Raw genomic sequence first — 24,077 nt, 5'->3', positions numbered from 1 at the left:
ACCTAGATTGTACAATGGAATCTTTTCAAATGAAAAGCAAACAAATCTTGAAATATCATCAGTGAAAACGCTCTAAATATGGTATAATATAAAAAAGCATAAAGATACGGAAAGATGTTATGGCAAAAACAACAAAGGAACTTGAAATTTAAAAGCGTTTGATTGAACAGCTCATCACTGGTGATAGTCAGTGGTCTTATCGTCCAGATTTAAGAACAGAAGATTCTCTTTGGGAGAATTTTTTTCAAAAACTGGAGCAAAATAATCTTGCTATTCTTGGTGAGAACCTACTGACTGAACAAGAAAAAGAGCAAATCAAGATGCAGTTGACTTTTACCAACTACTATGAAGCGGCTAAATGGTTGGCAGGTGAAAATGGTATCGCCAAGGTACAGGTGCAAAGAGAAGATGTGACGCTACTCATCAATGGTCTTCCCATGATTCATATCGAGTTGAAAAATCATCAACATCCTTTCATGGATGCCTTTCATCAAATCAGAAAGTATGAACGAGATAACAAACTCAAAGGTAAAGAAACTGGTAAATCAGATAAAAAAATAGAAGCAGAAATATAAGATTGGAGGTCTGCTCTTCAGACCGTACTGTCTTTTTTTGTTGTTTAAATCTATCTTATCGTTATAATAATAGATACTTGTGATATAATAATATGAATGAAAAGTTCGCAAAAGCATAATAAAAATTCAGTTTTAATTTTAAGAGTAAAGGTTGGAGATAATGAAAATTAATTATAATGGACTTTGGAAAGTCTTGATAGACAAGGACATGAACAAAAAGGAATTGATGGAAGAAGTAGGTCTATCACCAGCAACTGTAGCCAAGATGACAAAGGGAGAATTTGTCAGCATGCAAGTTTTATATAGGATTTGTATAAAACTAAATGTAGATTTTAAAGATATTATTGAGATAGGTAATAGGGAGGATAAGCATGATAGGTAAAAAAATTCAAGATAATAAAGATATAAGACCTAACACTAGGGAATTAATAAAATTAAAAGAAAACTTTCCGCAATTCTTTAATAAAGAAGGAGAGTTTGAGTTGGATAAATTTCAGGAATTTTTAAAAGAGGAAGAAATTGACATTTCAAAAGAGGGCTATGGTTTGGAGTTTTTAGGTAAATCCTATGCTAAGTACCTAAGCTCATTAGAGACTGAAACCTATCTTGCTCCAGATATAGACCATAACTCAAAGGAAGAAAATAAAAATAGTGAGAATTTATATATTGTAGGAGATAATATAGATGCCTTAAAACATTTACTAGGTTCTTATGCTGGGAAAATCAAATGTATCTATATCGATCCGCCATATAATACTGGATCTGATGGTTTTGTCTATCCTGACAACTTTCGGTTTAGTGCGGAAGAAATGTCTAGAAATATAGGAATTACTGAAGGGGAGGCTCAAAGAATTCTTAACCTTGCAGGTAAGAGTACTCACTCTGCCTGGCTTACTTTTATGTATACAAGACTTGTTCTAGCCAGGGATTTGTTATCGGATGATGGGGTTATTTTTATATCTATTGATGACAATGAACAGGCTAATTTGAAATTAATTTGTGATGAAATATATGGTGAAGAGAACTTTATATGCGATTTCTCTTGGAGAAAAAAGACTGGTGCGAATGATGCAAAAGATATTGCTGTTATTACAGAATCTATTCTTTTGTATTCTAAAAACAAGGAATTAGTTATAAATGAAAAAATATTTAAAAGAGACCTTAATTCCATAAATATGTCAAGGTATAGCAAAAAAGATCAATACTTTAATGAAAGAGGATATTTTTACTATGATACGCTTGACAGAGGCGGTCTTCAGTATAGTGACAGCATGAATTTTCCCATAACTCTTCCCGATGGAAGAAAATTATATCCAAATAATAGAAAAAAATTTGAAAATGATGGTTGGATTTGGAAATGGAGTAAAAACAAAGTTAATTGGGGTATAGAGCATGAATTCATAGATTTTATTAAAGTGAATAATGAATTTACAGTGAAATACAAAGTATATGAATTAGTTGATAATGAAGGTAATCCTAGAGAGCAGAGAGGTCGTGCTTTCTCTAACCTCATTCTTGATCCTATTAATCAGATAGGAACAAACGAGATTAAAGCTTTGTTTGATAACGTGGCACTGTTCAACAATCCAAAGCCGGTCAATCTTGTAAAATACTTAATAAATACTATATTCTCTCAAGATATTAATATTCTTGATTTCTTTTCAGGTTCAGCTACTACTGCTGATGCTGTTATGCAATTAAATGCTGAAGATGGTGGAGAGAGAAAATATATCATGGTTCAATTGCCTGAAAAGATTGAAAAGAACAAACCAGCCTATGAGGCAGAATACAGAACCATTGATGAAATCGGTCGTGCTAGAATTGAAAAAGCTGCCGCAAAGATTAAGAAAGAAACAAAGGCAGATATTGACTATGGTTATAAGCTCTATTACTTAGAAAAGCCAGAGGAAAAAACTTTAGTAGAATTGGAGAATTTTGAGCCAGAAATTAAACTGATCACAGATGATATGGTCTCTATTTTTGATAACTCTCATGCTTCTGGAAAAGAAAGTATCCTATCTACCTGGTTGAGTGAAGATGGTTATGGATTAACAAAGGAGACTGAAGACTACAAGTTAGATCAATATCTGGCAAAACTAATCGGAAAATCGCTATATATTATAGAGGAAGGTCTTACAGATGAAGATGTAATGACCTTGATTAAGAGCATAGAAAGTGAAGAATTAGATATTAGTAGAGTAGTTATCTATGTTCATTCGATCCAGTTTAATGTGCTTCATGAGCTTAGAAAGAATCTGAAGGTACTTAGAAATAATAAAAACGTAAGCTTGATTGAGAGGTTTTAATTATGACCATTGAATTATCTATACTTCCCCATCAAGAAGATTTTTTAAAGGCTATGCGAAAGGCCTTTGAAGATGTTAGGGTTTTGAACTCTAAGGAACTATTCCAAAATCCTATTATTGATTTGGAAGATGACAAATTAAAAGAAAATATACAGAAATTATGGCATGGATACGAAGATTTACAAGCTACCCCCAGAGAGTGGAGAACAAAAGATGATGATGACTATTTAGGCCTTGATATCCGTATGGAAACAGGAACAGGAAAGACTTACTGTTATACCCGAATGATGTATGAATTAAATAGTCTTTATGGCTTTAATAAGTTCATAGTGCTAGTCCCTTCTACACCTATAAGAGAAGGAAGCAAGAGTTTCTTAGAGGCAGATTATAGTAGAAGACATTTTCAAGATTTATATCCAAATAAAAGTTTAGACTTATCTGTCTTAGAAGCCCAGAAAAGGACTAAGGGAAGAAAAATGTTTCCTACAGCTATTTCTGAATTTGCCCGTGGGACTAGTTTAGAAAAAAATAGATTTTCTGTCCTTCTTATGACTTCAGGAATGCTTTTGTCCAATGCTACCATGGCTAAGGACGACTATGACCAAACCATCTTAGGAAACTTTACCCAGCCTTACGAAACTTTGAGATCTACTAGGCCGATTGTAATTATTGATGAACCTCACAGGTTTAAAAAAGAAAATCAGGCCTATAAACGAATATTAAAAGAGTTAAAGCCCCAATGTGTCATTCGTTTTGGTGCGACTTTTCCAGATAAGAAAGGGAGTAAGGACAAAGATTTTAACAATTTGATATTTAATTTGGGTTCAAGTCAAGCTTTTAATCAGAACCTGGTTAAGGGCGTTGAGACCTTTATGATTGATGCTGAGAAGGATAATGAAACCAAGTTGAAATTGATGGATTTCAAGAGAAACCCTAAAGTTTGTCGTCTACGTGATGAAGGAAGTAAAGAGACTCATGAATTAATTAGGGGGGATAGTTTATCTATATTTGGAGAAGAATTTTCTGGAATCACAATAGAGGAAATTGGTCTAACCTCTGATGATGCCATTAAATATGGGGTGACCTTGTCTAATGGTCAAGTCCTAGCCAAGGGAGATATTGTCTATGGTGGTATTTATACCAAAACTTACCAAGAACTTATGTTAAGGCAGTCCATTAAAAATCACCTTGAAACAGAAAAAGAAAACTTCCTAAGAGGAAATAAAATAAAAACATTAAGTCTTTATTTTATCGACTCTGTTAGATCTTATCGAGATGAAGAAGGTGGTTCAGGTCATCTAAGGGTTAAATTTGAAGAGATGTTATCCGAGAGCCTTAGAAATAAGATAGCAAGTATGGAAAAAACAAATAATCCAAGATTACTTGAATATAAGTCTTATCTTGAGGCTTCTCTAGCAGATATATCAAAAACCAATGGTGGGTATTTTAGTGAGGATAATTCCACTTCTGAAGAAGATATAAAAAATGAAGTAGATAAGATTTTAAGGGACAAAGAATATCTCTTAAATTTCCATAATGAAAAGGGACAATGGAATACCATGAGATTTATTTTCTCTAAATGGACGCTAAAAGAAGGCTGGGATAATCCTAATGTCTTTCAAATTGTAAAACTGCGTTCATCAGGTTCTGAAATCAGTAAACTTCAAGAAGTGGGCAGAGGACTTAGACTTCCTGTTGATGAAAAAGGAAGACGAATTGCAGATGAACAGTTTTATTTAAGGTATCTAATAGATTATTCAGAAAAAAGATTTGCCAGTAATCTACTGAATGAAATCCAAAAAGATGCACCAGGCCAAAATATGAATATTAAAGCTATTCTTTCTGAAATTGCCAAAATTAGAAATAAGAGTAAAGATGAAATCTTTGCCCAAATGCTTATGAAACAATATATTGATTATGAAGGTAATATTGAAAAAGATAAGTTAGACGAACTATATAATGACTATCCTGAGGCAATCAGTAACTTACAACCGAATAAGATTATTGATGGCACTAAGAAGAAAAATTTTGTAAAAGTGCGTAAGGATAAATTTCAAGATATTAGCAATTTATGGAAGCTAGTGAATCAAAAATATTATTTGAAATTTGAAGATATTCCTAAAGAGGAGTTAAAAGAGGTTCTTTACAATGTTTTAGAAGAAGATATTTATAGAGATACGACTGTGGGTGTAAAATCTATGAGAACTGAGTCAGTGGATGGGGAAATTGTTCTACGTGAAAGGATAGCTAATTATTACCTTGTAGAAGATAAGATTTCCTATGGGGATTTTCTTAAAGAAATAAATCGACAGTTAGGATTATCTGTAAGTATTATTCATGAAAGTTTGTGTAAATTTAAAGAAAATAAGGGAGATATAGATGAGCGTATTTTTACGACAATAGGGGTTTCCTTAATCGTTATGCATTTTAATAAATGGTTGGATGAAAAGCTACTTAAAAAATTTTCATACAAACCACTAAATATAGATACAAGGGAAACAAGCTTGACGGATTACAAGGGCGAGGTGATTGATCAAGTATCTCAAGGAGTTTTAGGAATTTATCGGGATGATAATGTGGTTGTACCTGAAAAATATATTTATGATACGGTTGTCTATGATAGTCCGAAGGAGAGACAGACTCTAATGGATAGCGACATTGATGAGGTATTAGTTTTTGGGAAAATCCCTCGTAGGTCAATTCAGATTCCTCTATTTACTGGAGGAACAACAAGTCCTGACTTTATGTATGTCATCAATTCATCAGATGGTAAAGCTGAAATAAATTTCATTGTTGAAACCAAGGATATGAAAGATGAAAAATCCTTGAGAAAAGCTGAAGACTTACGTATTATTTCTGCTCAAAAATTCTTTGAGGCTATGAAAGAAGAAGGGGTCAATGTTGTATTTAAAAAACAACTCAAAAATGATGAAATTGTAGCGATGATTAAGGGGATTTCCAAAAGTTAAGTAAATATACCAATTTGGCAAATAGAGCTAGAAAGGAGAAGGTATGTGGAAAGATAGCGAATCGCACATCGATTATATAGATTTTGAATATATAGCAAAATTAGTAAACGACATAATTTTAGATGACAGCTTACTACCCGCAAGTATTGGAGTATATGGAGATTGGGGTAGCGGAAAATCCAGCATTATGTCAATAAGCCAAAAAAAGTTGAAAGATAAAGATGATAAAATTTTAATTGTAAATTTCAATGCATGGTTGTTTGAGGGATATGACGAAATTAAAACAACAATTATTAACTATTTACTAGATTCAATTGAAGAAAAAAGAACAATAGAAGGGAAGGCCAAAGAAACTTTTAACGGGTTAAGAAAAAGTTTGTTAAACATGAACTTAATACCAATTATCTCTAAAGGATTTTTTAGTGCATTAACCGCCCACAGCACTAATCCCTCTTCAACTACACCCGAATTAATTTTTGGGCAGTCAGAAAATATTAAGGAATTTATAGATACTGTTAAAGACAATTATCTTGAAGCAACATCAGATGAAAAGATCAGAAATGAAATCTCAAACTTTAGAGAAAAGTTTGGGGAATTGATTAAAGAAACAAATATTTCAAGAGTAGTAATCTATATAGATGAAATTGATAGATGTTCTACAGAGACGATTTTAGAAATATTTGAAGCTATGAGACTATTTATGTTTTCTGGAAAAGTAGCCTTTATTTATGGAGCAGATGAAAGGCAAATCGCTTATGCCATAAAACAAAAATACTCAGAAGATATATTGGATGGTGGTTCAAAGATAGATATTGGTAAAGAATATTTAGAAAAAATTGTTCAATATCCAGTACGTATACCTAGAATGAATGTTGCTGAAACAGAGCTTTATATAACACTTTTATTAAGTGAAGATGGGGTAGATGATGACAAATTTTTATCATTAAAAAGTGAATTAATCAATCAATATAGAGAAAATTTATCTAGTGTATCTTTACCAGACAAAATTAAAGACAATGGAATTATAGTAAGAAATTTTACTTTAGCGAAAAGGATAGCAGAGCTTTTAAATTTTGGATTAAATGGTAATCCAAGGCAATTTAAGAGATTCTTAAATGAATTTGAGCTAAGAAAAAGAACAGCTGAGTTAAAAGAAATTGAGATCAACGATCAAGTTTTAGTGAAGGTTATGGTTCTTCAATATGTTAAACCATCAATATTTACAGACTTTATGAAATTACAACAAGAAAATAAACTAAATGATGTTTTGAGTTACTATCAAGAGAATGAGGATGAAAGAGAAACTGATGATCAAAAAGCTGAACCTAAAGAAAGTAATCAAATAAAAAAACAAAAGAGTGATAAAAAATGGAAAGATGAATGGTTTGAGCAGTGGGTTAAAACAGAGCCTGATATTATAAATCACGATCTTAAACCCTACTTTTACTTATCACGTAACAAAGGGTTGGAGTCAGTTTCATTTGGTAAAGTATTCTCTAACGAAGCAGTGCAAATTATAAAGGCTTATTTATCAGGAAGCAGTATTGCTATATTCAATACTGAGGGAAATATTAAAAATATTTCTTCTGTTGAGCTTAATCTTATAGTTGAAAGGTTTTTTGAAGAATTTATTAAACAGCCTGCGGATAAGAGATTCAGTGTATTTAAGGGGTTGATTGATTTAAGTACTAAAAGAAATGAGTGTGCTGATTTTGCAGTACAAAAAATATCGGGTCTACCATCAAACTATATAACTCCTCCGATGAAAAAATACGCTGAGAACTTAACCGGATTAACAATACCAGCTAGTGAGAATATGCGTAAAGTTATACAAAAATGGGACGAAAAAAATAATGGAGGGATATAATGGGTACATCAGGTTCTTTTAAAGGTAAAAAAGGAGATGCATTATTACCCAATGATTTTTTATCAGAAGATAATAATAACGAGGAAAAAGATTTAGATAGGCCAAATTGGACGACAGCTAAAACATCCATGAGTAAATACCTATCTTCTGGTGGAAACATTGGAAGTTCGAAAAAAGTTGTTAGTAATTATATTGGAGCCACTGGTGGAACCAAAGCTTTCTCATCTAGGCAAGGTATAAGTTCCTCAGGAAGTAATTTTTTTCATTTATTGAGTAGTATAACAAAAGATGGATTTACTACTACAATTGCCTCATTGGGAGATCAATTCAAGAACAAGACCACAGTAGAATCCATATCACTTTTGGTAAATTATATAGTAGAAAATTCTATATCAAAAGATGATATAGCGATAAGGAGTGCTACAGCAAATACTCTAGAAGAAATGAGTGTATTGTTAAGTGATAAAAATTCTTTAACTGAAATTGAAGCAAAATACTTACTTCAGTATTTTATCAGGGAATTAATTTGGCAAGTAATGTTAGTTGATTATGGACATTCATTTGAAAAAAAAGGAAGCAACATTGAAGAAGCTATAAAGGTAGAAAAAGAGATTAAAGAATATATCCAAGCCTGTGTTGAGGTAGGATTCAACTCATATCAATACGACTATTTTACAGAAGATTCATTTAATAAGATTTTAAATTCTTGTCTAGAGATTATGGAGGAATAAAATGAAAATATATTGCACGAATGAATCAATTGATAATATTCCTGAAGGCTATGATGAAAAACTAGATATAACAAATAAGAAAGATATTGGTTTTAACTTTTGGGATAATTACATAAAATTAGAAAAAGAGTTTTCAAAGTTAGCAATTGATTTACTATATCTGTCCATTTTTGTATTTGTTTGTGACCGAACAGTAAAAAGAAACATTCAAAATGATGGTTGGACTAGGACTATTAGTTTAAATATTCCAGTATCTGATGTCGATTTTTGGAATTCTCAAAAAAACCTGGTAACTAATATGTTAAATTTTCTAAGTGGAGATAATTGGGATTTTGAATTCAGAACTAAAACGGTATTCCAAGAAGAACTATACTATTCATCTAAAAAATATAAAGAGCTTGATAAAAGGTACTACGACAAAATATGTATGTTCTCAGGTGGCTTGGACTCTTTTATAGGGGCAATAGATTTGCTTGAAGAAATAACTTCTCCAATATTGTTAGTGAGTCATTATGGCGGAGGAAAAGGCACAAAAAGTTATCAAAATAGTATTTTTGGTGCTGTTAAGAATCAATATAAGTTAGATGAAAAAGATCATATTCAGTCTTATGTTGTTGCAAAAAACGGAAAAGAAGATACGACGCGAACAAGGTCTTTTATGTTTTTCTCTCATGCTATTGCATATGCTTCAGCCTCCGAGAAAAAAACACAGTTGTTCATTCCAGAAAATGGTTATATTTCGCTAAATGTACCTTTATCAGGTGCGAGATTTGGTAGTAGTAGCACTAGAACAACACATCCATACTATATGAGCAAACTACAAGATCTTATAAACAATATGAATTTAGACATTGAAATCATCAATCCTTATCAATTTAAAACTAAAGGTGAAATGATGAAGGATTGTAAAAATAGTAATTTCTTAAAAGAGCATTATGTTAATACTATGTCTTGTTCACACCCAGATAATGGTAGATTTAAAAAAGAAAAAACATCAAAACATTGTGGTGATTGTATTCCTTGTATAGTTCGGAAAGCAGCTATATTATCAGCTTACGGAAAAGATGAAACAGAGTATAGACACAATGGCTTAAACGAATCTGAAGCTGGAATTTTAAACAAAAATGCTTTTTTACAAATGCTTGAAAAGCATAATCCCAACAGAGCAATTTTTGATATACAAAAATCTGGTCCATTAATAAACAATTTGTTTGAGTTTGCTGACATTTATAATAGGAGTATAGAAGAATTATATGAAATATTTAAAGAGGTTCACGTGAATGAAATTAATTGATTTTCATTGTCATCCAGATTTATACAATAACAATTTTAAAATTCTAGAAAGTGATAATAAAATAGTATTTATGACAAATTTACCAGTTTTGTTTGAAAAATATTATCCAAAATATAAAGATTCTGAAAATACTTTTTTAGCGTTAGGTTACCATCCAGAATTGATTGAAGAGTACCCTAACTGCTTTGACCATTTTAAACGTAATTTGCGTAAAACAAGATTCGTGGGAGAAGTTGGGTTAGATAATTCTGAAAGCAATAAAATTTCTTTTGAAAAACAACTGAAAATATTCAGGAAAATAATGGATGAATGCAACCAAACTGAGGGTAAAATTATATCAATTCATTCAAGAAAGTCTGAACGTTATATATTTGAAGAATTAGTTAACAATAATAATATATATATTTTACATTGGTATACTGGAGATCTTAAAAGGTTACTAAATGCTATGAAAAAAAATGAAAACATCTATATATCTGTCAATTTAGACATGGTAACAACAAAAAAAGGGGTTAGCTTAATTGATAGCATTCCTTTAGACAAAATCGTTTTAGAAACAGATGCTCCTTTTACAAAAGAGAGTAAAAAAAGATATGATTATGAAATCTTAGAAGACACTAGTATTCAAATAGCAAAAATAAAACAATGTAAGTTAGATGATGTTATTATCCAAATTCAAACTAATTCAAAAAAAATATTGAGATAGGAAGTGATTGTCTCTCTATTTTCTTATCCATAACATAGAACAGCAAAGCCAAGACTTGATGAGCATGCTTGGACAACTAAAAGGCACAACACCAGAAGCACAGACAGAGTTGGAAAACTTTTTAAAAGACTTTAAGCTTTAACAACTAACGGTTAGACTTTTTGTCTAACCGTTTTTTCAGTCTTAAAATCTTGACAAAACATCGTCTGGCGATTATACTAATAATGTAAAGCGAACTATACATTTGGTATTGATAGAAAGAAAAAAAGATGAAAACGAGAATTCAGGAACTGAGAAAGGCGCAAAAGCTCAGTCAAGCAGAACTAGCGGAGTCTTTAGATGTCACGCGCCAGACGATCATCTCTCTTGAAAGGGGGAGGTATACGGCGTCGTTAGAATTGGCCTTTAAGATTGCCAAATTTTTTAATCGTTCCATTGAGGATATTTTTTTATTTGAGGAAGACGAGGATTAGTAATGTTTTTAATCAGTTATTTTCTTTTTCAAAAGAAAACACGGAAAAAAGTGAAACGGGTAATGTTTTGGCAGGCTTTGATAGGAATTTTACTGGGAATTGTCTTACTTTTATTTCCAATCAACCAGCATCTATCAAATTTTTATCATAATTTTTGGTTTGGTTTTTCACTAGCTATTATCGTTGTCAGTCTCTATCAATGGTATTTGATTACCAATAAGAAAAGATTTGATGCTTTTTATGTCAAGTTTGCTGATGAACGTCAATCCTATCTTCAAAATTTGGCAGCTCAAATCACTTATGTCATTGAAACGCTCTTACTTATCGTTTTAGTTTTTTTACAGTCTTTTTTTCATCTTGCCATTTCACTTCAGTTACTACTCTTGGTTATCATTGCTATACATGTCTACGGATTTTTACTCATCAAATTATTATTAGAAAAATTACTTTAAGGGGTTATTATTAGAAAATGAATAAATTAAAATCAATTGCTTTTGGCATTCTTGTTTTGTTGCTTTGGACAGGGGTTCTTATTTTAGGACAGATACCGATTGGCTTTTTTGTCAGTATGAATCAACTAGTGAATAGTGATTTTGATCTTTTTCAAATTATCGTGACTGTTTTGATACAGTTAGCCACTATTTTTGCTTTTCTTTATTTTGCCATTAAAAAGCAGTTTATCTCGCTTAAGGAAAAACTATCACCCATCATAACTCTCCTTGTTGTTGCTATTGGTTATCCAGTGATATTGCTTGGTAGTATACTAGGTAGTCTTTTCATATCTGCTGATGGGCAGGCAACAACTGATAATCAGCAAATCATCCTTGATTTAATCAGTCGTGTCCCTATGGTTATCATGTTTGTCATGATTGTCCTTGCAGCACCTGTCATGGAAGAACTCTTGTTTAGAAAGTTCTTACCGCACTATCTTTTTAAAAATCGACCAACTCTTGGCTTAATCGTTGGTGGTATTTTGTTTGCACTATTTCATATGCCGACAAATCTTGGTAGTTTTATTATTTATGGACTGATGAGTACTGCTCTAACTTTTGTAGTTTATAAGACAAAGAGAATTGAATACAGCATCTTGCTTCATTTTGTCAATAATCTGATTGCTTTTTTCTTAATTATGACGCAAATGGGTTAATCATTCTACGACAACAATAAAAAACATTTGAGATTGTCTCAAATGTTTTTTGTTTTCTTAGTAACCTTTAATCGTATTGACCGTAGAGCGATCAAGGCGTTTGATGATTGCTTGGAGGTAGGCTTGTGCTTCTAGGAAGTCATCCATCGCATAGAGTGTTTGGTGTGAGTGGATATAGCGAGCACAAACGCCAATGGTTGTAGACGGAATCCCACCATTTTTAAGGTGAGCTGCTCCGGCATCTGTCCCTCCTTTTCCTGTGTAATACTGATATTTAATACCAGCAGACTCAGCCGTGTCAAGGAGGAAATCACGCATGTCTTTGAGCATGATGTGTCCTGGATCGTAGAAGCGAATGAGAGTACCGTCACCGACTTTGCCTTGGTCACCATAAACATCACCTGCAGGTGAGCAGTCAACTGCAAAGAACAGTTCTGGGTCAAACTTAGTCGCTGAGACATGGGCACCGCGAAGACCGACTTCTTCTTGAACGTTAGCACCAGCAATCAAGGTATTTGACAGTTTGGTATCTTTTAGGTTTTCAAGGAGTTCAGTCACCATTAAGACACCGTAACGGTTGTCCCAAGCCTTACTGATGATGTTTTTTTGGTTGGCAGTAAGGATTGTTTCAGACGCTGGGACAATAATGTCACCAGGTGTGATGCCAAAGGTTTCTGCTTCTTTTTTATCCGTGAAGCCACCATCAAAGATAATGTCTGATACTTGAGGGAGGCTAGGTGTACTGCCTGTTCCTCTTAGGAGGTGTGGAGGCACTGAGCCAGAAATTAAAGGAATGGCTTGTCCACTTCTTGTGTAGAGGGTGAAGCGTTGTGAGCTAATCACAAGGGGATTCCAACCACCGATTGGAACGACACGTATGGTACCATCTGATTTAATCTCACTTACCATAAAACCAACTTCATCCATGTGAGCAGCCACCATTATGCGTGGCGCATCAGTTGCTTGACTGTTTTTGATACCAAAAATACCACCCAGACCATCTGTTTCTACGCTATCAACAAATGGTGTCATTTTTTGGCGTAAAAAGTCGCGAACAGTGTGTTCGTAGCCTGCAATACCGTCTAATTCTGTGACTTCTTTAATTTTATTAAATAATGCTGTCATATATACCTCATTTCTATAGTTTCTATTATAACAAAAATTAAAAGCATTTTAAGCTTAAAAAATAAGAGAATTATGTTAGAATATAAGGTATGAATAAAAAGAAATTTTGGTTATCCACAGGCTTATTATTGGGGACACCAGCATTTTTAGGTATTGCCGCTTTTTTAGGCCATAAAAAACAAGTTAAGAATCAAAAAACGGAATCTGAGATTTTGGATGAAGTGCGCTCTTTTTTTGCTTCTTTTGGCGTGATTAAGGTGGTTTATATCAGTTCATTTAACCCTGCTAAAAAAGAAGCACAAGGGGGAGTTGTCTTTGATGATGAGATCACTTTTTTCTTTCATTATCTAGATGGCGATATTAATTATAAGGAGAGTGAACAATGATTATTCCAAAATCTTTAGAAGAAATAGCAGAACTAGTAGAAGGTCCAGACAAATTGGTCCTCTTTTTCACAGCCGGTTGGTGTGGTGATTGCCGTTTTATCCATCCTCAAATGCCAGAAATTGAAGCAGAGAATGACTCGTTTGTTTTTGTAGAGGTTGATCGTGACAAATACATGCCATTAGCTCAAAAATGGGATATTTTTGGTATTCCAAGTTTTGTCGTCACTCAAAATGGTAAAGAGTTGGGACGACTTGTTAATAAAGATCGTAAAACCAAAGATGAAATCAATCAATTTTTAGCAAGTTTAGGCTAAGGGGGAACTATGATTTTCACTTATAATAAAGAGCATGTTGGCGATGTCTTGATGGTTATTGTGGCTAATGATGAAGGCAAACGTGTAGCTGTTGAGAGAAAAGGGCGTGTAGCGCGTGTCTTTTTACAAGATACTAAGGAAACAGTAGCATGGAATATTTTTGATGCCTCAGAAGTGACAGCGATTGAAGGTAGTGGCCACATCACACTTTCTGATGATCAAGTTGCTGCGTTTAATCAAGAAATAGCAAAAGCTGGTTTTTCTGAATCTTTAGAAAATCCTCAAGAACCAAGTTTTGTTGTTGGTGAAATTGTAGCTATGGCAGCTCATCCTGATAGTGACCACCTCAATATCTGCCAAGTGAAAGTTGCTGCAGATAAAGAGATTCAAATTGTTGCTGGTGCACCAAATGCTCGCGTTGGTCTTAAAACAATTGTTGCCCTACCAGGTGCAATGATGCCAAATGGCAGTCTTATCTTCTCAGGAAAACTAAGAGGTGAAGATAGCTTTGGGATGATGTGCTCACCACGAGAATTAGCCCTTCCTAATGCGCCACAAAAAAGAGGCATTATCGAGTTAGATGATAGTGCCATCGTTGGTGAAGCTTTTGATGTTAAAAAACACTGGCAGTAAAAAAGTATAAAAAGATAAGTAGAGAAGACAAAAAGTCTTCTCTTTTCTTTTTCAAAGAATGGTAGGAACTAAAATGTCTCTTATTTTTCTCGTTCTATTTCGAATAAAGAGATAGGAGGACGATAAATGTACAATAAAGCAATTATGATTGGTAGGCTAACAGCCACACCTGAACTGGTTACCACACCCAATGAAAAAAGTGTCACAAGAGCGACTTTGGCTGTTGGCAGGCGCTTCAAAGGAAAAGATGGTGAAAGAGAGACTGATTTTATTTCAGTGGTTGTCTGGGGGAAACTAGCAGAAGTTCTTGTTAGCTACGGTACTAAAGGCAGTCTTATCGCTGTTGATGGTGAGTGGCGAACAAGAAAGTATGATAAAGACAAGGTAACACACTATGTTAGTGAACTCTTATGTTCTTCTTTCCAATTATTAGAAAGTAAAACCCAACGTGCCATGCGTGAAAACAATATTTCTAGTGACATTGCTGACCTGGTCTTGGATGAAGAAGAACTCCCTTTTTAAAATCACAAAAAAAGTAATCGTTGCGATTGCTTTTTTCTTGACTATTTTTGACCAAGTGATACAATAAGAGATGGAATTAGCACTCGATAGATAAGAGTGCTAACAAAATATTTGCGGAGGCATTATATGTTAAAACCATTAGGCGATCGTGTGGTCGTAAAAGTAATTGAAGAAAAAGAAAAAACAGTTGGTGGCTTTGTCATCGCAGGCGCTAGTCAAGAAAAAACAAAGACAGCAGAAGTTGTAGCTGTTGGTGATGGCGTGAGAACACTAAACGGTGAACTTGTTGCCCCTAGTGTTCAAGTTGGTCAAACCATCTTAATGGATAGTTTTTCTGGAACAGACGTTAAATATGACGAACAAGACTATATGATTATTCGTGAATCAGATATTTTAGCAATTGTAGAATAAGGAGAAATTCATGGCAAAGGATATTAAATTTTCAGCAGATGCGCGTGCTAGCATGGTTCGTGGGGTTGATATTTTAGCAGATACCGTTAAAGTAACGCTTGGTCCTAAAGGACGCAATGTTGTTCTTGAAAAAGCGTTTGGTTCACCACTCATTACAAATGATGGTGTCACTATCGCTAAAGAAATTGAGTTAGACGATCATTTTGAAAACATGGGAGCAAAACTTGTTTCAGAAGTTGCTTCTAAGACTAATGATATTGCAGGAGATGGGACAACAACAGCGACTGTTTTAACCCAAGCGATTGTCCGTGAAGGGTTAAAAAACGTGACAGCAGGTGCTAACCCAATCGGCATTCGTCGTGGGATTGAATCAGCTGTTGCCGTTGCAGTAGAAGAACTACAAGCCATCTCTCAAGAAGTGAAAAATAAAGAAGCTATCGCTCAAGTCGCTGCAGTGTCATCTCGTAGCGAAAAAGTTGGTGAATACATCAGTGAAGCGATGGAACGTGTTGGTAAAGATGGTGTCATCACTATTGAAGAATCAAAAGGAATGGCCACAGAACTTGAAGTGGTTGAAGGAATGCAGTTTGACCGCGGTTATCTCTCACAATACATGGTGACTGACAACGAAAAAATGGTAGCAGACCTTGACAACCCATTCATTTTAATCACCGATAAGAAAATTTCAAACATTCAAGATATCTTACCTCTTCTTGAAGAAATCCTAAAAACAAGTCGTCCACTTCTTATCATTGCTGATGATGTTGACGGTGAAGCTCTTCCAACCCTTGTTTTAAACAAGATTCGTGGAACCTTTAACGTGGTAGCTGTTAAGGCACCTGGTTTTGGTGATAGAAGAAAAGCCATGCTTGAAGACATCGCGATTTTAACAGGTGGTACTGTCATCACTGAAGATCTTGGTCTTGAATTAAAAGATGCGACGATGGAAGCTCTTGGTCAAGCAAGTAAAGTCTCTATTGATAAAGACAGCACCGTCATTGTTGAAGGGGCTGGTGACTCAAGCGCTATCAGTAACCGTGTTAACATGATTAAATCTCAATTAGAAACAACAACGTCAGAGTTTGATCGTGAAAAATTACAAGAACGTCTAGCCAAGTTAGCTGGTGGTGTCGCTGTTGTTAAAGTCGGTGCCGCTACAGAAACTGAACTTAAAGAAATGAAGTTACGTATCGAAGATGCTCTCAATGCGACACGCGCCGCTGTTGAAGAAGGTATTGTCGCTGGTGGTGGTACCGCTCTTGTTAACATTATCGAAAAAGTCGCTGCTATCGAACTCACTGGTGATGAAAACACTGGACGCAACATTGTTCTTCGCGCGCTTGAAGAACCAGTTCGTCAAATTGCCTACAATGCTGGCTATGAAGGCTCAGTGGTGATTGATAAATTGAAAAACAGTCCTGTAGGTGTAGGCTTTAATGCTGCTAATGGTGAATGGGTTAACATGATTGAAGCAGGGATTATTGACCCTGTGAAAGTAACACGTTCAGCCCTTCAAAACGCTGCTAGTGTGGCAAGTCTTATCCTAACAACAGAAGCAGTTGTCGCTAACCAACCAGAACCAGCAAGCCCAGCCCCAGCAATGGATCCCTCAATGATGGGTGGCATGATGTAAAAATAAAAAAGAAACCCTTGTCTATCAAGGGTTTTTGCTTGTTTTAAAATCTTTTTTCAGAGAAAAGGGGCAAAAAGGGGGTTGTTTTTTCGAATAAACTAATGAAAGACACTAGATTTAAGTTGCCAAACTCAATTTTTGGGTAAAAAAGAAGAGTTTTCTTACTAATATCATCACTTGGATTTTTCTTATAGCTTAAATTTGTTATAATGGGGATAAGTATGATAACATTAACAGTGTTATACTAAACAAAGGAGACGCAAATGGAAACTCTTAAAACGTTTCTCAAAAAGAAAAAGGTTAAAATTAGTTTACTCATCGTAGGTATCCTCATCTTTATACTAGGAGTAGCTGGATTTTCTTATTATTCCAAAGATGCCAGTATTGATAGATACATTGCTGCTAGGGGTAAAGATGGTGATGTGTTTGAAAACATCAAACCTTATATCGTTTGGGCAGATGATAATACCATCATCTCAATGAATGATGCCAAATACACAACATTTACCAAGTTAGAAAACCAAGAAGAAAAAGAAGCTTTAAAAAAAGAATTACAAGAAGCAGACGCATCGGCCAATCTCTATGTCAAAAGTGTTGGTAGTAAGTTTGGTATTTTTCCCGATTATAAGATAGCTGTCAAGCCTATGTCTCTGACCATTAAAACTAACGTTAATAAGATGGATATTTTACTAAATGATAAAAAAGTTGTTCAAAGTAACAGTGACGACTATAGTGTGACGCTAGATAAATTGCCGGTGGCAGATTACAAAGCGTCTATCAGCGGGTTTTATAAAGGGAAAAAAGTTGATATTAGTAAGAGCTATGATGGTGTTGAAAACACGATTGATTTGAGTGTGCGCTTTAAAACCTTCAAGGTAAAAAGCAACATTACAGCAGGTGAACTCTACTTCAGTGATAGACGAATTGGCAGTCTCAAAGAAGGTGAGTTCGATGTTTCAGAATACCCTACATCTGATTCTGTAGACGTTTATGTCAAAAAGCAATTTCCAGATGGGGACTTGATATCAAATAAAGTTGCTATGAGTGATATTGCTGATAATGCTGTTGTCGAATTAAATAGCGACAAGGCTCTTGATGTTGAAAAAGCCGGTCAGGTTTTAGTGGAATCCTTTAATAAATTGCTCGTTTACTACAGTAGTGGTCAAGATGCCGCTGATATTGCCACCGTTTTTGAAAATGGTGCTAATAATGATTACTATAAATTGTTGAAAGACAGCATCAAAGCTAAAACGCAAACAGACCCAAGAAGAGCTTCAAGTTTGTCAATCCCAGAAATTGTGATAAATAGTGTCACTCAAGTTGGCGTTGATAGTTATGCTCTTAACTATTCAACCACCTATGATTATTATTATGATGTCTCTACAGACCCACAAAATGGCACAACAGGACATCTCTATCAAAGCTTAACAGGTGAAGCCATTATCAAGGTAACCAAAGATGGCATGCTTTTTGCCAAAGGCGGTCATATTCCTCTAGCCTTAGTAAGTGAGAATAACCAAGTGAAAAGACCAGGTGTTTTTCCTAAACAACTCATCGGAACATGGCAAGTCAAGGATAAAGATTATACTGCAACGCTAACCTTTGCAGAAGACGGAACTGTTTCAAAGAAAACCGTCTTTAATGATAAAGATAAAAAAGATGAAGTTGGAACAGCCAAGGTAGAAGAATTGATTGAGACGGGTGAAAACACCTACCGCTTTAAGTATGCTTCTGGTACTGATGTTAACACCTTCACGATTTTACCAGGTTTAGGAGGCGTTAATATCGTCTATGATTATGGTATTATCATCAAGGAAAATGAAATTAATCTCGTTATTTGGTCAGGTTCAAAAGACCAAGCCATTGATTATTCGCAAGGTTATATTAGTCCTAAGATGAGTAAGATTAACTAAGTTATTAGACGAAACCAAAAGGACTTGCCTAGGCAAGTCCTTTTTGAAAGGTTTCTGAGTCACTTTTGATACTAATTGTCTTAAGGGTTAAAGGATGTCTAAAATCCAGTTGATAAGCATGAAGCATTAAGCGAGAATATGGCTGATTTGGACGATACAAGGGATCACCAACGATTGGATAGTGATGATGGGCGAGGTGAACTCTAATTTGATGGGTTCTTCCCGTTTCCAATTGACATCTAACAAGTGTTGTTTTGGGAAAATATTGAAGAGGTTCAACCGTTGTTAGAGCTGTTCGTCCATTTCGTTCATCAACCACTCGTTTTCGTCTATCGTGTCTGTGGCGCCCTATCTTATCCTTAAATGTCATTGTCGTTTGTGGAAAATGATTGCAAACAAGTGCCAGATAGTCTCGTTTTATCTTTTTTTGTTCTAATAAACGATTTAAAATTGGTAGGATAAAAGGATTTTTAGCAAACATGACAAGCCCACTCGTTTCCATATCAAGACGATGAACAACATAACACGTTTGTCCAACAAAGGCAGAAACATGATTGAGAAGGGCTATTTCAGTAGGTTCATTACCATGAGTTTTCATTCCTTCAGGTTTATTAACGATAATAAGATGCTCGTCTTCATAAAGACAATCAACAAGCTCTTTTTGCCCGAAGGGAATCGTTTTTTCAGGATAATCCTCTTCATCAAACCATAAAAGAACGTGATCTTCTTTTTCAACCCATTCTTGCCAATGAACAGATTTACCATTGACGAAAACATGTTTTTTCATTCGTAAAAAATGACGAATTTTCCTAGGAATTAAGCATTTTTCTTCTAACAGTTCTTTGACCGTCACTTTACCATAGTGGTTTTTAAATGATATTTTCATAGTCATAGTTTTATTATACCATCTTCTAAATATTTTTCATAAGTAAGCTTAGTTGAAAAATGATTCTTATCATCAAAAAAGAGTAGAAACAATTTTATTATGACGATTTTCCTAGAAATTGCTATAATGTGGGTATGACTATTTTAGATGTATTAAAGAAAAAGTTTTTTCCAGACGATGAACAAGTATTAACGGATGAAGAAACAACAGAAGAAAAAATAATTGACGAAGACGAGGAGCTCCCAACAAACGAGTCTTTTGAAAGGAGAAGCTCTTATCAACGTAGCAATCCCGTCTCACATAAAGAGTCGAAGCCAAAAGGATTTTTCCACCGCTTTCAGTTGTCGCCTAATAATCCGATTAGAAAGTTTTGGCGTCGCTATAACCTGACAAAAATAATGATTATCATTTTTTCAACTCTGATTTTACTGATTAGTGGCTACTTGTTTTACCTTGCTAAAACAGCCAATGTTTCTGACCTTCAAAGTGCTCTTAGAGCAACAACCGTTATCTATGACCGTGAAGGAGAATATGCAGGGACTCTATCGGGGCAAAAAGGGAGTTATGTTGAACTTGATGCCATTAGTGATGATTTAGAGATGGCTGTCATTGCTACTGAGGATAGAAGTTTTTATGAAAATAATGGTATTAATTTCCAAAGAACACTTCTTGCTGTTTTAACACTAGGTCGTTCAGGAGGTGGTTCAACCATCACTCAGCAACTGGCAAAAAATGCTTATCTCACACAAGACCAAACCATTAAACGTAAGGCGCGTGAATTTTTCTTAGCACTTGAATTGACAAAAAAATACAGTAAAGATGATATTTTAACCATGTATCTTAACAATTCTTATTTTGGAAATGGTGTTTGGGGTGTTGAGGATGCCAGCCAGAAATATTTTGGTGTCTCAGCCAGTCAGTTGAGTCTTGATGAAGCAGCAACTCTTGCTGGTATGTTAAAAGGACCAGAAATCTACAATCCTTATTATTCGATTGAAAATGCGACTAATCGTCGTAACACAGTCCTTCAAGCGATGGTTGATGCAGGAAAAATAGAACAAAGTGTTGCTGATGAGTATATGGCTGTTAACATAGAAGAGCGTCTCAGCGATACCTATGCTGGTAAAGTTGATGATTATAAATATCCGTCTTACTTTGATGCAGTTATTAATGAAGCCATTGAAGAATACGGTTTAAGTGAGAAAGATATCGTTAATAATGGCTATAAAATTTATACCGCCTTGGATCAAAATTATCAAATTGGGATGCAAGAAACTTTTAACAATGATGATTTGTTTCCGATTTCTTACGTCGATGGCACAAGTGTTCAAGGAGCTAGTGTTGCTCTTGATCCTAAAGATGGTGGTGTGCGTGGACTTGTTGGTCGTGTTAATAGCTCAGAAGAAACAATTTTTAGAAGTTTTAATTATGCCACACAAGCACAAAGAAGCCCAGCTTCAACTATTAAACCTTTAGTGGTTTATTCACCTGCTATTGCTTCTGGTTGGCAACCTGAAAGGGAATTACCTAATATGGTGCAAGATTTTGATGGCTATACCCCTCATAATTATGGAGGTTTTGAATCAGAGTCTGTGCCAATGTATCAAGCTTTAGCTAATTCCTATAATATTCCTGCTGTTTATACAGTTAAAGAATTAGGTATTAATAAGGCCTTCTCTTACGGTGAAAAATTTGGCTTGAATTTATCAAAAACCAAGAAAGAATTAGGGGTTGCACTTGGGTCAGGTGTATCAACAAACCCATTAGAAATGGCTCAAGCTTATGCTGCTTTTGCCAATAACGGTGTCATGCCAAAAGCTCATCTCATCACGAGAATCGAAACAGCTAGTGGTACCGTTTTAAAAGAGTTTAAACCAACTTCAACCAAGGTATTAAGTCAATCAGAAGCCAAAAAAATGACCAGTATGATGCTTGGAACCTTTTCAAATGGTACGGGTGTTAATGCTAATGTCTATGGCTATACGTTAGCCGGAAAAACAGGAACAACAGAAGCAGATTTTAATCCTGATTTAGCAACAGATCAATGGGTTATTGGGTATACACCAGACGTTGTCATCAGTCAATGGATTGGTTTTGATAAACCTGATGAAAATCATTATCTGACTGATTCAAGTGCAGGAACCGCCTCGACTATTTTTAGTGTGCAGGCCAGCTATATCTTGCCTTATACTGAAGGAACAGCCTTTAGTGAAAATAGTACCTATGAGGAAAATGGTATTTCTGCTGTAACCAATACAGAAATTGAAGAACAGTCTCAAGGTATCATTGATAGCTTGCAAGAATCAGTTCAAGAAGCTGCTAAAAATATCAGAAGTGCTGTTGATGAGTCAGGTATTATTGAGCGTGTTCAAGACACATGGCAAGATATCGTAGATTACTTCAGATAACTTGCGCGAATGATGAAATAATGATAAAATGAAATCTACGGAGGCGTTATGACTCAAAAAAAAGCAAGTCTAGCTTGTGTTGACTGTGGTTCAAGGAATTATTCGATAACAATAAGTTCTACACCAAAAACAACAAGACTAGAGGTTAATAAATTTTGTAAACATTGTGGCCGTTACACACTACATAAAGAAACCAGATAAGGAGACTCTCGTGACGTTTATTAAAGGTATTTTCACATTACTAAAAGAAACAACATGGCCAAATAGAAAAAAACGTTGGCATGATTTTATTTCTATTTTAGAATACACAGCCTTTTTTGCACTAATCATATTTATTTTTGACCATCTACTTTCTTTAGGGATATTAGATTTATTAAGTCGATTTTAGATTTGCAACCCTCTAGGCTTTTGTGATATAATAAAAAACAACAAACAAAAAGCCGATTTCGGCTTTTTTATTATGAAAGGAAACACTATGTTAGATAGTTTTGACAAAGGATGGTTTGTATTACAAACTTATTCAGGATATGAAAATAAAGTAAAAGAGAATTTATTACAACGAGCACAAACATACAACATGCTTGAAAATATTTTACGTGTTGAAATTCCAACACAGACTGTTAATGTTGAAAAAAATGGTCAAACCAAAGAAATTGAAGAAAACCGTTTTCCAGGTTATGTTTTAGTGGAAATGGTTATGACGGATGAGGCTTGGTTTGTTGTTCGTAACACACCAAATGTTACAGGGTTTGTTGGTTCACATGGTAACCGTTCAAAACCAACACCACTTCTTGAAGAAGAAATTAGAGCCATCTTGATTTCGATGGGACAATCTGTTGATGTCATTGATACCAATATCAAAGAAGGCGATATGGTTCAAATTATTGACGGTGCCTTTATGGGTCAAGAAGGTCGTGTGGTTGAAATTGAAAATAACAAAGTTAAAATCATGCTCAATATGTTTGGGACTGAGACAGCAGCAGAATTAGAATTGTATCAAATTGCTGAACTCTAATGACGGATAAGGTATTGAATTGAAATAACATAACATAAAAAAGGATGACCTAGGTCATCCTTTTAGACTTCTATTTTAATCACTCTTAGGAGATTATTAGCGTTGAGGTGTCATCGCATTTAAGACATTGTATTTCTTTTGGAGATAATAACGGGCACCAAAAGCAATAGCTGCAACGATTAAAAGTCCCATAAAAGGTAGAGGAATGTTAATACTTGTTGGTAAAAAGCTTGATGAAGCTGAAACTAAGAGCCAAAGTGCCATAGCTAGTGTTAAAATACCAATTGTTTTTAAAAAGCTAGGTCGTTGTGATTTGGGTTTTCCTGTATGACGATAAATATTATGGTAGACGGCATACATGGCACCACCACCACCAAATCCAAGGAGGATGAGTGATAAAATACCAGTTGTTGCAGCTGCAGGGTTAACAAGATTCATAACAGCATTAACAAAGGCAACGATAGCAATAAATAAAAGGGAGGTATCTAGCCACATTAACCAAGGATTGGTATTTTTTGCGGCGGTTTCTTTTTCTTTTTGTAATGCCTCATCACTAAACTGGCTAGCCCAAGTTGTTGGGGCTCCTAGAAATGTTCTGGCAGGAACCCCTTTTTTTTGTTGTTCTAATATTTGAGGAATGATGTCTTCTAGAATTGTTTTGATTTCCTCATCATTTTTACCATCTTTAATCAATTGATTGGTTGCGATATGGATAAATTCTTGATTTTTTTTAGTAAGGTCATTAAGCATTTGCATGTGTTTT

Annotated in this window: 25 protein-coding genes and 1 pseudogene; 23 read left to right on the top strand and 3 right to left on the bottom strand. The window is 34.6% G+C overall.

Features of this window, described 5'->3' with window-relative positions; all coding sequences use genetic code 11:
• Positions 1-158 precede the first annotated feature (158 nt).
• The 12 genes and pseudogenes from N7659_RS05615 to N7659_RS05560 form a co-directional block, all read left to right on the top strand.
• Positions 159-530, top strand: a pseudogene (locus tag N7659_RS05615) (type I restriction endonuclease); the annotation flags it as partial.
• Between the two features lie 205 nt (positions 531-735).
• Positions 736-957: a helix-turn-helix domain-containing protein gene (locus N7659_RS05610; RefSeq protein WP_263276224.1), complete on the top strand. Its 222-nt coding sequence runs from the start codon at positions 736-738 to the stop codon at positions 955-957.
• Positions 947-2,881: a site-specific DNA-methyltransferase gene (locus tag N7659_RS05605; RefSeq protein ID WP_263276223.1), complete on the top strand. Its 1,935-nt coding sequence runs from the start codon at positions 947-949 to the stop codon at positions 2,879-2,881. The genes N7659_RS05610 and N7659_RS05605 overlap by 11 nt, the downstream gene beginning before the upstream one ends.
• Positions 2,882-2,883: 2 nt before the next feature.
• Positions 2,884-5,850, top strand: coding sequence for a type III restriction-modification system endonuclease (locus tag N7659_RS05600; RefSeq protein ID WP_263276222.1), 2,967 nt, complete (start codon positions 2,884-2,886; stop codon positions 5,848-5,850).
• A 43-nt stretch (positions 5,851-5,893) separates the two neighbouring features.
• Positions 5,894-7,717, top strand: a complete 1,824-nt coding sequence (locus N7659_RS05595) for a KAP family NTPase (RefSeq protein WP_263276221.1) — start codon at positions 5,894-5,896, stop codon at positions 7,715-7,717.
• Positions 7,717-8,448 (top strand): hypothetical protein, encoded by a 732-nt coding sequence (locus N7659_RS05590; protein ID WP_263276220.1) that lies wholly within the window; start codon positions 7,717-7,719, stop codon positions 8,446-8,448. Before N7659_RS05595 ends, N7659_RS05590 begins: the two co-directional genes overlap by 1 nt.
• A gap of 1 nt (position 8,449) precedes the next feature.
• Positions 8,450-9,742 (top strand): Qat anti-phage system QueC-like protein QatC, encoded by a 1,293-nt coding sequence (qatC, locus tag N7659_RS05585; protein ID WP_263276219.1) that lies wholly within the window; start codon positions 8,450-8,452, stop codon positions 9,740-9,742.
• Positions 9,729-10,448: a TatD family hydrolase gene (locus tag N7659_RS05580; protein WP_263276218.1), complete on the top strand. Its 720-nt coding sequence runs from the start codon at positions 9,729-9,731 to the stop codon at positions 10,446-10,448. The genes qatC and N7659_RS05580 overlap by 14 nt, the downstream gene beginning before the upstream one ends.
• A gap of 7 nt (positions 10,449-10,455) precedes the next feature.
• The gene (locus N7659_RS05575; protein WP_411575300.1) at positions 10,456-10,590 is read left to right on the top strand and encodes a hypothetical protein; all 135 of its coding nucleotides are present in this window, start codon (positions 10,456-10,458) and stop codon (positions 10,588-10,590) included.
• Positions 10,591-10,717: 127 nt separating this feature from the next.
• A complete protein-coding gene (locus N7659_RS05570; RefSeq protein ID WP_263276217.1) occupies positions 10,718-10,921 on the top strand; it encodes a helix-turn-helix transcriptional regulator in 204 nt (67 codons plus the stop codon).
• Between the two features lie 50 nt (positions 10,922-10,971).
• Positions 10,972-11,373 carry a hypothetical protein gene (locus N7659_RS05565; RefSeq protein ID WP_263276216.1) on the top strand — a complete coding sequence of 134 codons (402 nt, stop codon included), beginning with the start codon at positions 10,972-10,974 and terminating at the stop codon, positions 11,371-11,373.
• Between the two features lie 17 nt (positions 11,374-11,390).
• A complete protein-coding gene (locus N7659_RS05560) occupies positions 11,391-12,068 on the top strand; it encodes a CPBP family intramembrane glutamic endopeptidase (protein ID WP_263276215.1) in 678 nt (225 codons plus the stop codon).
• A 57-nt stretch (positions 12,069-12,125) separates the two neighbouring features.
• Here the strand turns inward: N7659_RS05560 and pepA are convergent, their stop codons facing one another.
• Positions 12,126-13,193, bottom strand: coding sequence for a glutamyl aminopeptidase (gene pepA / locus N7659_RS05555; protein ID WP_263276214.1), 1,068 nt, complete (start codon positions 13,191-13,193; stop codon positions 12,126-12,128).
• An 89-nt stretch (positions 13,194-13,282) separates the two neighbouring features.
• Here pepA and N7659_RS05550 point away from each other — a divergent pair, with 89 nt between their 5' ends.
• From N7659_RS05550 to N7659_RS05520, 7 genes are all read left to right on the top strand, one after another.
• Positions 13,283-13,579 (top strand): DUF4651 domain-containing protein, encoded by a 297-nt coding sequence (locus N7659_RS05550; protein ID WP_263276213.1) that lies wholly within the window; start codon positions 13,283-13,285, stop codon positions 13,577-13,579.
• Positions 13,576-13,893, top strand: a complete 318-nt coding sequence (locus N7659_RS05545; protein WP_199568101.1) for a thioredoxin family protein — start codon at positions 13,576-13,578, stop codon at positions 13,891-13,893. The genes N7659_RS05550 and N7659_RS05545 overlap by 4 nt, the downstream gene beginning before the upstream one ends.
• Positions 13,894-13,902: 9 nt before the next feature.
• Positions 13,903-14,526, top strand: coding sequence for a YtpR family tRNA-binding protein (gene ytpR / locus N7659_RS05540; protein WP_263276212.1), 624 nt, complete (start codon positions 13,903-13,905; stop codon positions 14,524-14,526).
• 126 nt (positions 14,527-14,652) lie between these two features.
• Positions 14,653-15,048 (top strand): single-stranded DNA-binding protein, encoded by a 396-nt coding sequence (locus N7659_RS05535; protein ID WP_199576030.1) that lies wholly within the window; start codon positions 14,653-14,655, stop codon positions 15,046-15,048.
• 126 nt (positions 15,049-15,174) lie between these two features.
• The gene (gene groES / locus N7659_RS05530) at positions 15,175-15,459 is read left to right on the top strand and encodes a co-chaperone GroES (RefSeq protein ID WP_199568098.1); all 285 of its coding nucleotides are present in this window, start codon (positions 15,175-15,177) and stop codon (positions 15,457-15,459) included.
• 10 nt (positions 15,460-15,469) lie between these two features.
• Complete coding sequence (gene groL / locus N7659_RS05525) at positions 15,470-17,092, top strand: chaperonin GroEL (protein WP_258512072.1); 1,623 nt, start codon at positions 15,470-15,472, stop codon at positions 17,090-17,092.
• Positions 17,093-17,355: 263 nt separating this feature from the next.
• Positions 17,356-19,005: a zinc ribbon domain-containing protein gene (locus N7659_RS05520; protein WP_263276211.1), complete on the top strand. Its 1,650-nt coding sequence runs from the start codon at positions 17,356-17,358 to the stop codon at positions 19,003-19,005.
• Between the two features lie 28 nt (positions 19,006-19,033).
• On the opposite strand, the gene N7659_RS05515 is transcribed toward N7659_RS05520, so the two are convergent.
• Positions 19,034-19,897 (bottom strand): RluA family pseudouridine synthase, encoded by an 864-nt coding sequence (locus N7659_RS05515; RefSeq protein ID WP_263276210.1) that lies wholly within the window; start codon positions 19,895-19,897, stop codon positions 19,034-19,036.
• Between the two features lie 128 nt (positions 19,898-20,025).
• Between N7659_RS05515 and pbp2a the strand changes: the two genes are divergently transcribed.
• The 4 genes from pbp2a to nusG all read left to right on the top strand — a co-directional run bounded on the left by pbp2a (position 20,026) and on the right by nusG (position 23,314).
• Positions 20,026-22,299 (top strand): penicillin-binding protein PBP2A, encoded by a 2,274-nt coding sequence (pbp2a, locus tag N7659_RS05510; RefSeq protein WP_263276209.1) that lies wholly within the window; start codon positions 20,026-20,028, stop codon positions 22,297-22,299.
• 48 nt (positions 22,300-22,347) lie between these two features.
• On the top strand, positions 22,348-22,500 hold the full coding sequence (rpmG, locus tag N7659_RS05505; protein ID WP_263276208.1) for a 50S ribosomal protein L33: 153 nt from the start codon (positions 22,348-22,350) through the stop codon (positions 22,498-22,500).
• Positions 22,501-22,510: 10 nt separating this feature from the next.
• Positions 22,511-22,687, top strand: a complete 177-nt coding sequence (gene secE / locus N7659_RS05500; protein ID WP_263276207.1) for a preprotein translocase subunit SecE — start codon at positions 22,511-22,513, stop codon at positions 22,685-22,687.
• 87 nt (positions 22,688-22,774) lie between these two features.
• Positions 22,775-23,314 (top strand): transcription termination/antitermination protein NusG, encoded by a 540-nt coding sequence (nusG, locus tag N7659_RS05495; protein ID WP_263276206.1) that lies wholly within the window; start codon positions 22,775-22,777, stop codon positions 23,312-23,314.
• A gap of 96 nt (positions 23,315-23,410) precedes the next feature.
• On the opposite strand, the gene N7659_RS05490 is transcribed toward nusG, so the two are convergent.
• Complete coding sequence (locus N7659_RS05490; RefSeq protein WP_263276205.1) at positions 23,411-24,070, bottom strand: DUF1129 domain-containing protein; 660 nt, start codon at positions 24,068-24,070, stop codon at positions 23,411-23,413.
• Positions 24,071-24,077: the final 7 nt, after the last annotated feature.

This window comes from Streptococcus sp. CSL10205-OR2 (assembly GCF_025660655.1).
Classification (GTDB): Bacteria; Bacillota; Bacilli; order Lactobacillales; family Streptococcaceae; genus Streptococcus.
The sequence above is the reverse complement of the archived record's forward strand: the minus strand, read 5'-3'. Positions and strand labels throughout refer to the sequence as shown.